Source organism: Actinosynnema sp. NPDC049800 (assembly GCF_040656635.1).
Lineage (GTDB): Bacteria > Actinomycetota > Actinomycetes > Mycobacteriales > Pseudonocardiaceae > Actinosynnema.
The window spans coordinates 62,278-77,362 of the sequence record NZ_JBFAMT010000014.1 but is presented as its reverse complement, the minus strand read 5'-3'; the positions used below and the strand labels follow the sequence as shown (position 1 = coordinate 77,362).

General features: G+C 70.7%; 11 protein-coding genes. 10 read left to right on the top strand and 1 reads right to left on the bottom strand.

Going from position 1 to position 15,085, the window contains the following annotated elements:
• Positions 1–240: 240 nt before the first annotated feature.
• Genes AB0I91_RS19000 through AB0I91_RS18990 form a run of 3 tightly spaced genes read left to right on the top strand, consistent with a single transcriptional unit; the run spans position 241 to position 2,521 of the window.
• A complete protein-coding gene (locus AB0I91_RS19000; RefSeq protein WP_077005197.1) occupies positions 241–636 on the top strand; it encodes a GntR family transcriptional regulator in 396 nt (131 codons plus the stop codon).
• A complete protein-coding gene (locus AB0I91_RS18995; RefSeq protein WP_498777913.1) occupies positions 633–1,538 on the top strand; it encodes an ABC transporter ATP-binding protein in 906 nt (301 codons plus the stop codon). Before AB0I91_RS19000 ends, AB0I91_RS18995 begins: the two co-directional genes overlap by 4 nt.
• On the top strand, positions 1,535–2,521 hold the full coding sequence (locus AB0I91_RS18990; RefSeq protein ID WP_499637829.1) for an ABC-2 membrane transporter-related protein: 987 nt from the start codon (positions 1,535–1,537) through the stop codon (positions 2,519–2,521). The genes AB0I91_RS18995 and AB0I91_RS18990 overlap by 4 nt, the downstream gene beginning before the upstream one ends.
• Positions 2,522–2,938: 417 nt before the next feature.
• On the opposite strand, the gene AB0I91_RS18985 is transcribed toward AB0I91_RS18990, so the two are convergent.
• Positions 2,939–4,405 carry an arabinofuranosidase catalytic domain-containing protein gene (locus AB0I91_RS18985; protein ID WP_499637826.1) on the bottom strand — a complete coding sequence of 489 codons (1,467 nt, stop codon included), beginning with the start codon at positions 4,403–4,405 and terminating at the stop codon, positions 2,939–2,941.
• A gap of 847 nt (positions 4,406–5,252) precedes the next feature.
• Here AB0I91_RS18985 and AB0I91_RS18980 point away from each other — a divergent pair.
• The 7 genes from AB0I91_RS18980 (at position 5,253) to AB0I91_RS18950 (ending at position 15,033) form a co-directional block, all read left to right on the top strand.
• The gene (locus AB0I91_RS18980) at positions 5,253–5,879 is read left to right on the top strand and encodes a hypothetical protein (protein WP_499637823.1); all 627 of its coding nucleotides are present in this window, start codon (positions 5,253–5,255) and stop codon (positions 5,877–5,879) included.
• Positions 5,880–6,460: 581 nt separating this feature from the next.
• A complete protein-coding gene (locus tag AB0I91_RS18975) occupies positions 6,461–8,635 on the top strand; it encodes a SagB/ThcOx family dehydrogenase (RefSeq protein ID WP_499637820.1) in 2,175 nt (724 codons plus the stop codon).
• Positions 8,632–10,515 carry a S9 family peptidase gene (locus AB0I91_RS18970; protein ID WP_499637817.1) on the top strand — a complete coding sequence of 628 codons (1,884 nt, stop codon included), beginning with the start codon at positions 8,632–8,634 and terminating at the stop codon, positions 10,513–10,515. The genes AB0I91_RS18975 and AB0I91_RS18970 overlap by 4 nt, the downstream gene beginning before the upstream one ends.
• Positions 10,499–11,755: a hypothetical protein gene (locus tag AB0I91_RS18965; protein ID WP_499637814.1), complete on the top strand. Its 1,257-nt coding sequence runs from the start codon at positions 10,499–10,501 to the stop codon at positions 11,753–11,755. The genes AB0I91_RS18970 and AB0I91_RS18965 overlap by 17 nt, the downstream gene beginning before the upstream one ends.
• A 26-nt stretch (positions 11,756–11,781) precedes the next feature.
• On the top strand, positions 11,782–13,173 hold the full coding sequence (locus tag AB0I91_RS18960) for an MATE family efflux transporter (RefSeq protein WP_499637812.1): 1,392 nt from the start codon (positions 11,782–11,784) through the stop codon (positions 13,171–13,173).
• Positions 13,170–13,775: an O-methyltransferase gene (locus tag AB0I91_RS18955; protein WP_499637809.1), complete on the top strand. Its 606-nt coding sequence runs from the start codon at positions 13,170–13,172 to the stop codon at positions 13,773–13,775. Before AB0I91_RS18960 ends, AB0I91_RS18955 begins: the two co-directional genes overlap by 4 nt.
• A gap of 76 nt (positions 13,776–13,851) precedes the next feature.
• Positions 13,852–15,033 (top strand): hypothetical protein, encoded by a 1,182-nt coding sequence (locus tag AB0I91_RS18950; protein ID WP_499637806.1) that lies wholly within the window; start codon positions 13,852–13,854, stop codon positions 15,031–15,033.
• Positions 15,034–15,085: the final 52 nt, after the last annotated feature.

Genomic DNA, 15,085 nt, shown 5'->3' with positions numbered 1-15,085 from the left:
ACGTGTCAGGGTCTCGCGTTCCTCGTCCGTCAACACCACCACGGCCGGCTACGGCACCATCGTCTCGCCGACTGTGCGCCAGTGGATAGCCGCCCTGGACCTGGGCCGGCGCCCGCACGACTACCTGCCGCCGGCGGCCACGCCCACGGCGGCCGGATCCCCTCCGCACCCGATGCGGCTGCTTGCCGACAGACGATCTCTACTGCTTTACTATCTCACTAGTAAAGCAGGGAGGGGTTCATGTTCGTCTTCCGGATCGACAACCGCTCGGGTGTGCCGCCCTATCTCCAACTCGTCCAGCAGGTGCGTCAAGCCGTGCTGCTGGGCTTCCTGCGGCAAGGTGACCGGTTGCCGTTGATCCGCGAGGTGGCCGAGACCTTGGCGATCAACCCGAACACGGTCGCCAAGGCGTACCGGCAGTTGGAGCAGGAGGATCTCGTCACCGGTCGCCCCGGGCAGGGCACGTTCGTCAACGAGGCGCCGACGGCGGGGATGTCCGCCGCGACGTACACCTCGTTGCGGCGCGGTCTGGAGACCTGGTTGAACCGGGCCCACGCCGCCGGTCTGGACGAGCAGGCGGTCAACGCGCTCTTCACCGCTGTCGTCAACCGAGCGAAGAATGAGAACATCGCATGACAACAACCGAGTACGCGCTCCGAACCGACGGTTTGGGCAAGCGCTACCGTCGGACGTGGGCGCTGCGCGACTGCACCCTGTCCGTGCCGACCGGCCGGGTGATCGCGCTGGTCGGCCCCAACGGTGCGGGCAAGAGCACGCTGCTGCGCCTGGTGGTGGGGTTGCTCGCGCCGACGTCCGGCACCGTGGAGGTGCTCGGCCAGTCCCCGGCCGCCAATACCCCGCAGGTGCTGTCCCGCATCGGCTTCCTCGCCCAGGAGCACCCGCTCTACAAGCACTTCACCGTCGCGGACCTGCTCCACCTGGGCCGCTCCTGCAACCTGCGATTCGACCAGGGCCTCGCCGAACGGCGGCTGGCGCAGCTGGACATCCCGCTGGACCGCAAGGCGGGTGCCCTCTCCGGCGGCCAACAAGCCCAGGTGGCGCTGGCACTGGCGTTGGCCAAGCGGCCGGACTTGCTCGTCCTGGACGAGCCGATGGCCAGCCTCGACCCCGTGGCCAGACTCGAGTTCCTCCAGGCCCTGATGGGCGCGGTCGCCGCCGACGGCATGACCGTCCTGTTCTCGTCCCACGTCGTGCCCGAGTTGGAGCGCGTCTGCGACCACCTGATCGTGCTCAACCACAGCCGGGTCACGCTCGCCGGGGACATCGAGACGCTGTTGGCCGAGCACCGGCTGCTCGTCGGTCCGCGCACGACCGCCGATCTCGACAAGGCGGGCACGGTCGTCGAGGCATCCCACAGCGACCGGCACACCACGCTGCTGGTGCGCGATGGCGGAGGGCCGACCGCGCCCGGCTGGCAGGCCGACCCGATCGGGCTGGAAGACCTGGTGCTGGCCTACCTGCGTCGACCGACCCGGCACGACATCGAGGCACCGGCCGTCTCAGAGGTGCCGGCATGACGTGGCTGACCTGGCGGCAACATCGCGCCGAAGTGTTCACGCTGAGCCTGCTGGTGGCGGCGATCGGCCTCTTCCTGCTCGTCGCCGGGTCGTCGATGCGCTCCCTGTTCCCCGACGGCGCCGCGGCCTGCGCGGGCGGGCTGGCCGACGGTTCCGACGCGTGCTCGACCGCTATCAGGCGGTTGAACGAGGAGCACGGGTACGCGTCCAAGATGCTGTCCCTGTTCAACCTGGTGCCGTTCCTGATCGGCGCGTTTCTCGGCGCGCCGTTGGTGGCCCGTGAGCTGGAAGCCGGCACCTGGCAGTTCGCCTGGACCCAGGCGGTGCCGAGGATGCGCTGGCTGGCGGTCAAACTGGGTGCCCTGGGCGCGCTGACCGCGACGCTCGCCGTCGCGCTCACGGCGTCGATCACCTGGTACCGGCAGCCGTTGGACGTGCTCAACAGCCGGTTCACGACCGACGCGTTCGACCTGGAAGGACTCGTTCCGGCGGGGTACGCGCTGTTCGCGTTCGCCGCCGCCACGGCGGCGGGTGCACTGCTGCGGCGCAGCCTGCCCGCGCTCGCGGTCGCGCTCGGCGCCTACCTCGCCGTCCGCGTCGTCGTGGCGGGTTGGTTGCGCCCGAACGTCCAGGCGCCGCTGAGCACCATGGAACGCGTGGCCGCCGACGACGCGACCCTCGACGCCGGAGGTTCCCGGATACCGGCAGGTGACCGCGCCGACTGGATCATCGCCTCGGGCTACGCGGATCCGTCCGGCCGTCACCTCTCGGTCTACGACGCCGTGGAGATGGAGGTCGCGGCACGGGGCGCCGGAGTGGACTTCAGCGCGTACCTGCACGAGCGCGGTATCCAGCAATGGGTCCTGTACCACCCGGCCGATCGCTTCTGGATGTTCCAACTCGTCGAGGCGGCCATCTTCGTCGGCCTCGCGGCAGCCCTGCTCGCACTCGTCGTGTGGCGGATCAAACGCCGCGTTTTCTGAGCGCACCGTGCTCGCCATGCGCGCCCATCGCAGCGAGGTGCCGGCCGCCGGGCTCGACGAAACCGGGACGAGCCGGCGATGCCGTGCCAGGGTGGAACGCGCCGAAGTGGCCGTCCGGGCGTGAGTCGCGGACGCGGGCACACCAGGGTCAGGTCTGCACAGGGGCTCCTAGGGTGCGGCAGAGCTTCGTGCAGGCGGTCAGGAGAGGGAAGCGAGAGCGGTGTGGCCCGGGTAGGCGACCTGGCGCCCGGCGTCGGGGCCACCGCGACCCGGCAGTTCCGACGGTCGCGGCCTGGCCGACCACGACCGGGCCCGACAGCGGTGCCGCCGCTGTCGGGCGCCAGGCCCGTGGTGGCATCGGCTGTGCGGCCCCGGCCGGGCGGTCGGAGGGGAACGAAGCCCGGCGGCGACGTCCGGTCAACCGCGTAGGCCCCATCGTTGGTTCGCGCCGCCGTGGCACGACCAAAGGATGATCTTCGTGCCGGCGGCCGTCCCGGCGCCGTCGGCGTCCAGGCACAGGCCTGACTGCACACCGGTGATGGTGCCGTCCGAGTTGACGTTCCACTGCTGGTTTGCCTGGCCGTTGCAGTCCCAGATGATCACCTGGGTGCCGTTGCCGGTGCCCTGACCGCTGGCGTCGAGGCACTTGCTGCCGTAGATCTGGAGCCTTCGGTCGGACGTGTAGGTCCAGCGCTGCCGGTCGACGCTCTGGCAGTCCGCCAACTGCACCTGGAGCCCGTTGGCGGTGGAGCCGTTCGGCACCTCGACGCACCGGTTGGACTGGCTGCCCACGACCTGGACGTTCTGCCGCGGGTTGCCGCCGCCGGGCGGGGCATACCCGGCAGCCGCGATGTTGGCCTGCACGGCCTCCTCGGTGGCGTTCGACGGGTATCCGGAGGTCAGCACGCCTTCGTAGAACGTACCGGCGCCGGAGACGCTGTTGTCGCCGCCGATGCCCAGCAGGATCGCCCCTTCCTTCTTCATCGGGTGGTAGCCGGCGGGGCGCGGCCCGTCGAACACGGTCGTCAAGCCACCCGACTGCGCGTTCCCGCTCCGGATCGCCCAGTGGTTCGACTCGCCCTTGACGATCGCCGTCACGAAGCGGTGGTTGATGGGCGGGTTCCGGTTGTACCCCGCGTTCACGCCGGAGAACAGGCCCCACTCCAGGTCGGCCATGACCCAGGGACCTGTGCCGTCCCCGTAACCCCACTGCCGGTTGGCGCCGAAGTAAACGGTCTCCATGATGGCGCGCTCGTCGGCCTGGCCGTCGGTCTGCGCGTTGCCGTAGTCGAAGCAGCACCACTGGTTGTAGTGGGTGCCGTCGACGACGGCGTAGATGCCCTCGGGCTGGTCGCCGGTCGCGACGCCGTTGGTCCGGTTGTTGCGGTAACCGGTGCCGGGCGAGATGTAGACGCCGTAGGCCTTCTGTCCACCGACGGTGACCGGGGCGGCCGTCGCGACGGCGAGGTTGTCCCACCCACCGGGGAGTGGGCCGGGCCAGTGGCCTGGGGGTGCCTGCGTGAGGTGGTTACCCCGGCCGCTCTGGTCGTAGATGATGCTGATGAGGCAGGTGGCGCCGGCGCAGAACGAGTCCTGGGTGGCGGCACTGGCCACACCGCCCGCACTGAGCACGCCGACGTCCCGCGTGGTGTTGTCCGTGGACCGCTTGACTTGGTACAGCGCTCCGTTGTACGCGCCGTACAGCGCCCGGGTCGTGCTGTGCGCGGCCACGCACGGTGTGCCGCCCGAGGCGTAGATGTCACACGGTCCGGATGCGGCTGCCTGGGCGCTCGGTGCGTCGGGAAGCACGGTCGGTCCGGCTGTGATGGCGAGTACGAACGTAGTTGCGACGGCCGCCGTGAGGCGGCCGGATCGGCTTCTCATACCAATCTCTGCCTTTCGTGTGCACCACGGCGTGGGTGCCGACCGAGGCCGGAAGCGCTGCTGTGGCCCCAGGTCGGCTTCTCGGAATCAGGTTGGGCACCGCCGGTCGACTCGTCCGACCGGGTGACGACGGAGTGGGCCGTGGTCCTGCAAGCCGTGTCGTCGATGTCGAGGTGTGCCTGGGTCGGTCTGGACAGCAGGCGTCCATGGACTCCTCCAGAAGAGGGAGGAAGGCGCGGATCGGCGAGAAAACCGTATCGAACCGGTTCGCGTGAGCGTAGATTATGATCGCGAAAGGTGTCAACGGTGCCCACGAGCGTTCCGAGATCGTCCCAGCTTTGTGCTGTGGCGGACACTGCGACGACCCTGGCGACGCGAGTCGAATCGGTTCGACTGTCGTGCAACAGATGCGGTAGCCGGCCAACGGGGCAACCTCGCCAGTCGACCGCCGACCGCGGCGCCGACTCCAGCGGGCCGGTGCTCCGGGTGATGCGACTGGTCGCGGCGGAGGAGGCGGTGGCGCTCCGGCGGCGCTGGACGCGGCGATCGCCGATTTCCGGCAGAGGGCCGGACTGCTCGTCGCGAGCCTCCGCACCGGCGTCCTTCCCGATGACACGCTCTGAGCCGCGTGCGTGCACGGCTTCCACGACCTGTGCCGCATGCTCGACCTGGCCGGGATCAGCTGCCGGTAGCGCGTGCGAGGCGGTGGTCGCGACAGTCCATAATGGATGGTGCCGGTGACCGGATCTCAGTGAACCCTCAGTGTCGTCGTGCGACCGTCACGGGCGAAATCCGACCGTGACCCGCACGGGCGCGCCGCCCGTCCCCGCCAGAGAGTGGAACGACCATGTCTTCTGCACTGCCGGCGGTGCCGGCCCGGGTTCCGCCGCGGTCGGGCGGGGCACCGGTTCCCCGGCTCGGCGCCGACCGCCGACTCGCGTGGCTGCTCGCGCTGTGGGCGTTCGCCTACGCGTGCTACCGGGCGTACTACGCGTTCGGCGGCAAGGTCGGCATGATCGGCGAGCCGGTGTCCGAGACCACGTTCCGCGCCATCAACGCCATCGGCGCGGCGATCATCCTCGTCGCCGCGGTGCTGCCGCCCGTCGCCGTGCGGGTGCCGCTGCTGCGCCGCGCGCTGCCCGCGCTCGGGTGGCTCACCGCCGTCGGGTGCTGCACCCACGCGCTGGTCAACAGCACGCTGCGGGTCTTCAGCCTCACCGGCGCGCACCCGGTGGTGCTGCCCGCGGAGGTGTGGCGGTGGTACGACCAGCGAGTCGCCGACCTCCAGGACCTGCTGCTGAACGAGCCGTGGTTCCTGGCCGAAGGGCTGCTCTGGGCCGCGCTCGGCCTCGTGGTCGTCACGGCATCACGCCGCCGTGCGTGGGTTCTGTCGGCCGCGGTGACGTGCCTGGCGCTGTCGGTGGTCGGCGTGCTCAGCGGACTTGGCGTGATCGGGTCCTTCCGCATCGGCTGACACCGGCTCGCCCCGGACGTGCGGGTGAGAGCCCGTCGTTCGACGCGGTGGCGCTGTTGCGGTCGGTCGACGGGGGTCGTTGACGGGTCCGCCGGTTGTCGGGTGTTCGCCCGACACAGACGAAATCGCCGGCCTGACACCATGGGGATATATCGCAGCGACGCCGGGGGTACCCGCTCATCAGCGGGGGCGGCGGCCAGGTCTTCAACACGAGTGCGGCAATGGACCGGGGGGATTCATGGCACTACAACCTGGCGTGGCCATCGTGCGACCGCTGAACGTCGCGGATGGGCGTTCGTAGTCTTCCTTGCCAATCCACTGTCCTGGCCGTTGCTTGGCACCCTTTTTCGGTGTCGGTCGCGGTCGATGTTATCCACGGAACAGAGGGGGTGAAATCCAATGGAGGCAGCTGTGGCGATCGAGGTGGCCAACGAGGTCGAGGAGACGGCCGAGTACGAGGTCATGCTCCTGCAGGCCGACGCTTACTGATCGGTCAGATAGGCGGGCATGGCCGATCATGTCAACGTGGTCGGCCATGCTCCGCCCTGAAGCCAATGTCGAACCAGTTATGAGGGGGGACAATGCTCGTGCGGCTCAGCCCGGCGGCCCGGATCATTCCGCCAAATGACGCCACGGGGAATCGCTGGGTCGTCGACGACCTTCTTCGCAAGCGCCGGTTCACCGTGACGCGGTCGATCGCGGCCGTGCTCGCCGCGGCTGCGGAGCCGACGGAACCGGGTGCGCTGGCGGCCAGGTTGGCGCGGTTCGCCGGGGTTGACGGTGGTGTGGAGGCCTGGTCGGCGCGCATCTCGGACCTGGTCGCCCGCAGCCTGCTCGTGGACGCGGAGTCGATATCGGCGGATCCCGACCAGCAATGGCTGCTCGAACTTGTCGAGGAGTGGGACCGCGCCGGTTGGCGGGAAGCCGCCGAGTACCACTTCCTGGCGTTCGACTATCCCTGCGTGGATTATTCGGAGGCTGCTGCGATCGGTATCGATCAGTCGCGCATGCGCGATTACCAGGCCGTCGAGCCTGACGACGACCGGTACAAGGAAGACTACCTCGAACGGCCGGGTATCGACGTTCCGGAGCCGCATAAAGACATTATCGAGAGCACGCCCGCCTCGACCTTCTGGACTGGGTCGGCGCTCAAGCGCCCCCTGAGTGAGGATGCGTTCCTGGCCACGGTATCCCTTGCTTTCGGCGTCATCAGGGAACGTGTTCCGATCACCGATTCCGCGCCTTTGCTGCGCCGCACGTCACCGTCCGGTGGTGGACGTCATCCCACGGAAGGATATGTCGCCGTCCGCCAGGTACCCGGCATGCGTTCCGGTTGGTACCACGTGACCACGCGGCCGTTGAGCCTTCGCCTCGTCCGGTCCGACGGGGTGGACGAGAAGACGATTCGGTCGGTGTTTCCGAACATCGCCTCCGCCGCCGCGATCGTCGTCGTCACCAGCGTTTTCGAGCGCAACATGTACCGCTATCGCGAGCCGAGGACGTTTCGCACCGTGCACATGGACGCCGGGCACGTCGCAGGCACCGTGCGGCTCGCCGCCGAGTCCGCGGGCCTGCGCGCCGTCGTCGACGACGCCACGGATGCGCCGACGGTCGAGTCGCTGCTCGGACTCGACGGCATGGCCGAGGGATACCTGATGAGCGTCGGTCTGTGGGGCGGTGTCGAGTCGGAGACCACCGAGGCCCGCCCCGCCGAACCCGCCGAACCCGCCATCATCCACGCTCTCCCGCCCGAGCCGATCAGGCCTGATGGCGTCCACTGGCCGGTGGGCACGCGCATCCGGCCGGTGGCGCAGGTCGACAAGGCCGAGATCGAGGTCGCCGACACGGTGACCGGCCGGACCACCCGCCACCTCCCGGTCGACCTCGCCGAGGCGATCCTCCGCGACGAACGCCCGCACGCCGACCTGGCCGACCCCGCCGACGAGGTCCGTCGGGCGGCGCTGGTGCCCGGCCTGCGGCACTGGCAGCGTCGCGGGTGGCATCCGTCGGATCAGCTCTACGTCGCATCGCGGCGCCCGGGTGGCCGGCCCGCCGCAGCGGACGCCGACCCCTCCGGCGCACCTGCGCCCACCGAACCGCCCGGCGGTCGCCAGGTAGCGCTGCCCGACCCCGCCGACCCCGCCGACGTCCCGATCTCGCGCCTGCTGTTGAGCCGGCGGTCGGGTCGGAGCTACGTCCGGCGTCCGGTGCCCGCGGCCGTGCTGTCCGGCCTGCTGAGGTACGGCCTGGCACACCTGCGTGACGGTGACGACGCGATCGGCGCCGGTTGGGTGATCTGCGTTGCCGCGTACCGGGTGAGCGGCGTCGAGCCGGGCGCCTACCGGTACCACCCGCGCGAGCACAGCATCGAACTGGTGCGCGCGGGCGACCTGCGCACCGACATGATCGCGGCTCTCCAGGGGATGCGCTCCCCGTCATCGGCAAGCTGGACGCTGGGTCTGGTCGCGGATTTCCCGGCCTACCAGCGCCGGCGGCCCGGCGAGACCGGGCTGCGCAGCCTGTACACGTGGTCCGGCGCCGTCGCCCAGGACCTGATCGTCCTCGGCGCCGGTTACGGCCTGAGCACGCTGGTGACCCCGGCTCAGCAGGACAGCGCCTACCTGGCGATGCACGGCTTGTCCCGACGTCGCCACGGCCCGATCTACACCCTCACCATGGGCGTGTCCCGCGGTGCCGCCGGGGTGTACCCCGACGAGGACCCGCTGGGCGACGAGCTGACCGGGGCATCGCGATGACCCTCGACGCACCGCGCCGGCCGCCGATCTCGCCGGTGCTCAGGTCGGCGCTGCGGGCGCTGGAGACCAACACCTCGCCCAGGCTCTCGCCGGACGGCACCGCGGTCGTGTTCGTGCGGCGGACCGAGTCGAGCGACGCCGTGTGCGTGATGACGTCCGTGGCCGACGGTCCCGGCCCCGTTCGGGTCGTTGCCACGTATGACGACGGCGCGGTGCGCGACCCGCGGTGGACACCGGACGGCAGGTGGCTGACCTTCCTGCACGCACCGCGTGGCCGGGAGACCTGGGCGCTGACGGCTTACCACCTCGACGCCGACCAGGTGGTTCCGGTGGCCACCGGTCCGGTTACCGAGTACTGGCTGGGGGACGCCGGTGTCGCTTACAGCGCCCGCGAACCCGGTAGCCGGGTGACGCGGCTTTGGCACGTCGACCTGGACGATCCCCGGCCAGTCCTGCTCGACGAGCCGAACCCCGGGTACCACCGCTGGCTCGTCGACCGGCAGTCCCGTCCGCGCGGCGGGGTGCGCCTCGGTCGTGACGGCGCCTCGACGGTCGTCGTCGTCAGGGCGTCCGGCGGGGCGCGCGAGACCACGATCCCGATCGAACCGGACGCGGTCGCCGACCTCGCCGTGCCCGGGTTCAACGCCGACGGCACCACGCTGTACCTCCTGACCAGCACGGACGCCCCGACCAGGAGACTGCTCGGGATCGACACCGAGACGGGCGAGATCACCGAGATCGCCCGGCACGACGAACTCGACCTGGCCGGCTATCCGATCGGCCCGGACGGCGTGTGGTTCGACCCGATCACCGCGACGCCCGACCTGTGCGCGGTGTTCGGCGAGCGGTTCCAGCAGCTCCCGCTGTCCGGCCGGATGGCCGAGAAGATCGCGGCCGTCGCCGGCCACCTCGGTGCGGCGGACGGCGCGGAACCGGTGGTACTGGACCGCGACGCGACCGACGAGGTGTGGCTGGTCTGCGTCGTGCACGACGACGGGCCGCTGGAGTACGTCCGGTGCCGCCCGGCGACCGGAGAACACGCCACGCTGCTGGTCAACCGCCCGGATCTGCCACGAGGCGAACTGCCGCAGCTCACCTCGTTCTGCTACCGGGCCACCGACGGGAAACCGATCGTCGGCTACCGCCTCGCGCCCCGGGACGCGCCGGCCGAGCCTGCCGCCACCGTGGTGATGGTGCACGGGGGACCCGCCGCACGGGACTACTGGCGGTTCCACGCGGATGCCCAGTACCTGGCGTTGCTGGGGCTCTCCTCGTTGCACCTGAACTTCCGCGGCTCGCGCGGGTTCGGCAGGGAGTTCCGGCGGGCGGGGCTCGGCGAGTGGGGCGGCGCCATGCAGCAGGACCTCTACGACGGCGTCGCGCACGGCGTCGCGAGTGGCCTGGTCGACCAGGACCGGGTCGGTTTCTTCGGCTCGTCGTACGGCGGCTACGCCGCGCTGGTGGCCGCCACCACGCGACCCGACCTGGTCCGCTACGCGATCGCGATCAGCCCGCAGTGCGACCTGGTGCGGCTGGCGACTCGGTCGCCTGCCTTCTTCAGCCCGATCGCCGGCTCGCTGAGCAGGCAGATCCTCGGCGCCGTACCTCGCGAGGACGCCGACGAAGTGCTGCGGGAGCGGTCTCCCCGTCACCGGCTGACGGAGGACTGCCCGCCGCTGTTCATCGCCCACGGCGTGCGCGATCCGCGGATCCCGGTGGACGAAGTCGACGAGTTCGTCGCCGCCGCCCGGAATCTCGGCGTCGACGTCACCTACCTGCGGTTCGACGACGAGGGTCACCAGGTGAAGTCGAACCGGAACCGGGCAGTGTTGTTCGATCACATCCAGTCCTTCGTGGAGAGTCATGGCCGCGCGAACTGAGCCGGCGATCAATCCGGTGTACGACCGGACCGATCCGCGCGGCTACTTCCCCTGCCCGACAGGGCTTCCCGACATCGAGCACAACCGGCTCGCCATCTTCTGGCGACCGCTGATCGACATGGCGCCGAGTCCGTACGCGCCGATGCGGTTGCAGGCCATCGGCTACGTCAACGACTGGCTCGCCGACGGGGAGTCGACCTCGTGGGCGTGGTTCGCCCGCCACTCCGTCGTCGGCCTGCGCACCCAGGTGATCCGGCACGCCGGCCTGGCGGAGTACGCCTGCCGTGACCCGCGCGAGCTGCCCGACCGGTTGCGCACCAGGCAGTGGCAGGTGCTGGTGGACGCGCTCGACCGGTTCGCCGACCTGCCGCCGCTGCGCCGGCGGCTGGTGATCTTCCAACTCGTGCAGCTGTCGTTCAACGGCGTCGCCGCGGCGCTGTCCGCCGACCACCGGCCGGACGGGTCGGTGGAGACCGACCACTACCTGTACGAGGTCGCCAGGGCCAACGTCTACCTGTCCGCGCCCACCCAGTCGCCGGCCGACCTGTTCGAGCACCTCGCCACTCGGTCCGACGATCCGGTCCTGCGGCTGGCCGCGGCCGGACAGGGCATCAGCTACGCGGTGCGGATGCGGCGCGACCTGGAGTTGGCGCGGCGGTTCGAGTCCTACGGCGAGCCGTCCGCCGGCGCCGACGCCACCTGGCTCGACTTGTTGATGACCAGCCGGTTCCACCGCGCCGCCGCCCTGCTGCGCATGCGGGAGCGGAACTTCGCCGAAACGCACACGGAGGTCATGCAGGCCTGGGAACTCAGCGAACGGCTGTTCTCCTCCGCGCCGGAGAACGGCCCGGACCAGTACGTGGCGGTGGAGAACCGGCGGATCGTGCTGGAGTCGTTGATCAAGGCGGCGAGCCGGGCACCCGACCCGGAGCTGACCGCGCAGGTCCGCCGGCGGTGCGACCAGCTGCTCGCCATCGATCCCCACTGCCTGCAGGCGCGGATGGTCGTCGCCGACGGGTACGCCGCGATCGGCTCCTACGAGGAGGCGGCACGCTGGTACACGCGGGTCGGCGAGCTCGGCACCGGCGCCGGTGCGATGGCGTGGTACCGGGCCGGGCAGTGCTACCACATCCTCGGCCGGTTGGGCGACGCGGTGAACGCGATGGGCCGGTGCCTGGAGCTGGACACGACCGCCGTGCAGCCGCGGGAGTACCTCGAACAGGCCGGCGTTTCCGCCTGACCCGACGAACCGGACGCGGGAGCGACATGAGCACCAATGCCACGGACGCGGCACCGGACTCCGACCGGCGCGCGATCCTCCGACTCGGCCTGCCGTTCGTGGTCGGAGTGCTGTCCTCGGTGCTGGCCGGGGTCATCGACACGGCCATGATGGGCCACTACGGCGCGCTGCCACTCGCGGCGGTCGCGAGCGCCGCCGCGGTCTTCGACGTGTTCAGCACGCTCGCACTCGCGACCGTGGCCGGCCACCAGATCCTCGCCGCGCGGTTGGCCGGCAGGGGCGACGGCAGGCGGATCGCCGCGTCGCTCCGGTCGACCGCGAAGTTGTCCGCTGTCGTCGTGATGCTGGTGGTCGCGGTCACCGTGCTGTTCGGCCGTCAGCTGACCCGGCTGGTCGCGTCGGACGCCGGACCGGACGCCGCGGTCATGGGCGGGCAGTACCTCGCCGCGGTCGCGCCGACGTTGGTGTTCGGCGTGATCTTCGGCGCCGTCGCCGCCACGTTCAACGCCTACAAGCTGGCCCGGCTGCCCATGTTCGCCGGACTGCTCACCGCGGGAAGCAACATCGTGCTGGACTGGCTGCTGATCTACGGCCCCGGACCGTTCCCCCGGCTCGGCGCGGTGGGCAACGGGTTGGCGACCAGCCTGTCCTCGCTGCTGGGCCTGCTGCTGCTCGTCACCCTGGCCGTGCGCGCGAAGCTGTGGCAGCGGCTGCGCACGAGCAATCCCGAACCGGTCGACTTCGACACGTCGATCCCGCGCCTGGCCGTCCCGGCGATGGTGTCGACCGCTTTGGACTACGCGAGCACGGCGGTGTTCTTCGCCATCGTCGGCGGGTTGAGCACGGCAGCGCTCGGCGGTGGCCGGATCGCCTTCCACGTGATGGTGCTGTGCTACGGGCTGGGCACCGCGTTCTCGTCGGCGGTGCGGATCCTCGTCGGACGTGCGATCGGGGCCGGTGACACCAGCCGGGTGCGGGGGACGTGGCGGGCCGGGCGGTCGACGTTGCTGCTGCCCGGGTTCGCGGTCGGCGTTGCCCTGATCCTGCTGCGCGAGCAGATCGCGGGGGTGTTCACCACGTTCCCCGAGGTGCGGACACAGGTGGGTCAGGCGCTCATCGTCATCGGGGTCGTGATCCCGCTGATCGCCTGGAACCTCACCAACGTGAGCATCGTCCGCGCGTTCGGGCACACGAAGCTGGACATGTACGGCAACCTCACCGCCGCGATCGTCGCGCAGCTCCCGATCGCCTGGCTGCTGGGTGAGCTGCTCGACTTCGGCGTCGTCGGGGTTTTCTGCGGGGTCGTGGCGTACTGGCTGCTGCGCGGCTCATTGCTGGAGATCTGGGCGCGGCGGTTCGTCCGCGAGTCGGAAACCGCGGCGGCCAAAGAAACTGAGACAGCGGAGGAAAGCAGATGACGAAACCAGCCACCGACGCGGTGGTCGTGCCGGAACCGCCGCTGGCGGCACGGGCACGGGACCTCGCACGTCGGGCCAACCTGACCCTGGCGTCCACGCCGGAGACCGGCGCGTTCCTGCGCACGATGGCGGCGAGCAAACCGGGCGGCCGCCTGCTCGAGCTCGGTTCGCAGACCGGTGTCGGCACGGGCTGGATGCTCGACGGCATGGACGAAGACGCCACGCTCACCACCATCGAGCGGTCGCCGACAATCGCCGACGCCTGCCGGAAGACCTTCGCGGGTGACCCGCGGGTGCACGTCGTCACGGCCGACGCGACCGAATGGCTGGAAACCTATGACGGGCCGCCGTTCGACCTGGTCTTCGTCGACACCACCACGGCCAAGTTCGAACGGCGCGACCTGGTGTACCGGCACCTGACCGACGGGGCGCTCTTCCTCGCCGACGACCTGCTGCCGCAGCCCAAGTGGACCGACGAGCACCTGCCGCGGGTGCACCGGCTGCGCGAGGAGATCGTGCGGGAACCCGAGCTGGTGGCCACGCTCGTCGACTGGGCCTCCGGTCTGCTGGTCGCCACCTACCGCCGCCCGTCCGGTGACTGAGAGCACGGCCGGCAGGCCGGCGGGGGCCTTCCGACGCGTCTACACCCGGTCGGACTCGCGGGGTTCACCGCCCGCGGTGACCGGTCGGCCGGCGCCGCCGCACAACCGGCTGGAGCCGTTCTGGCGCCCGCTGGTCGACATGGGCGCCAGCGACCTGGCGCCGGTGCGGCTGCGGTTGATCCGGCCGGTCAACGAGTGGCTGGACGAGACGTCCGACCGGTGGTCGTGGTGTTCCCGGGTGAGCGTGCCCGGGCTGCGGCACCAGGTCATCCGGCACGCCGGCCTGGCCGGCTACGAAGCCCGCACGCCGAGCGAGTTGCCGCCCGAGCGGCGCACACCCGCCTGGCGGACGTTGGTGCGCTCGATCGAGCGGATGGACGCGCTGGACTGGCGGCGACGCAGCCTGGTCGTGGTTCAGCTGGCGCAGTTGTCCTATCACCGGCTCGCGTTGGACCTGGCCGACCTGGACCGGCCCTCCGACGGGTCGGCGGCCCACCAGCGATTTCGGTACGACCTCGCCAAGGTCGCAGTGGTGACGCCCGGCCTGCGCGACCGTGCGCTGGCCGTGTTCCGCGAGCTCGCGGAACACGCTGAGGACCCGGTGGTACGCCTTGCGTCGGCGTTCCAGGGCATCGGGCACACGCTGCACGGCGGGCTCGACCTGACGGTGGGGTGGCGGTTCGAACGGACCGGCCGGTCGGTGTTCCCCGCCGTGCCGGCGGCGGAGGACGACTGGGAGGCCGCGCTCGTGCGGAGCCGGTTCCACCGCGCGGTCGCGCTGTTGAGCGCCGCAGGACCGGACCGGGCACGTGCCGCCGACGAGGCGGACCTGGCGGAGTCCTGTCACGCCGAGGTGGTCTCCTCGGGCGGTCGGGACGCGGCGGACGAGCTGATCGCCCTGGAGAACGAGCGCTACCTGGTGGAAATGCGGCTGCGCCTCGCCCTCGGGGTCGAGCCGGCCGATCACGACGAGGTGACCGCGCTGTGCGGGCGGCTGATCGCTCTGGACCCGTACTGCGTGCAGGCCCGGTCCACCGTCGGCGACGCCTACCTGGCGATCGGCCACGTCGAGCAGGCCGCGCGCTGGTACGAACACGCCGGGGAACTGGCCACCGGCGCCGGCGCCGTCGCCTGGTACCGCGCCGGACAGTGCCACCTGGCCCTCGGTGACGGAGGTGCGGCGCGCCACGCGATGGGCCGTTGCCTCGAGTTGGACGCGACCGCCGTCGAACCGCGCGAACTGCTCGAGGCCGACTAAGCCTGGTAGGGCTTGGTCAGGTCGAGGGATGGGATGTGTGGGCCATGTGGGC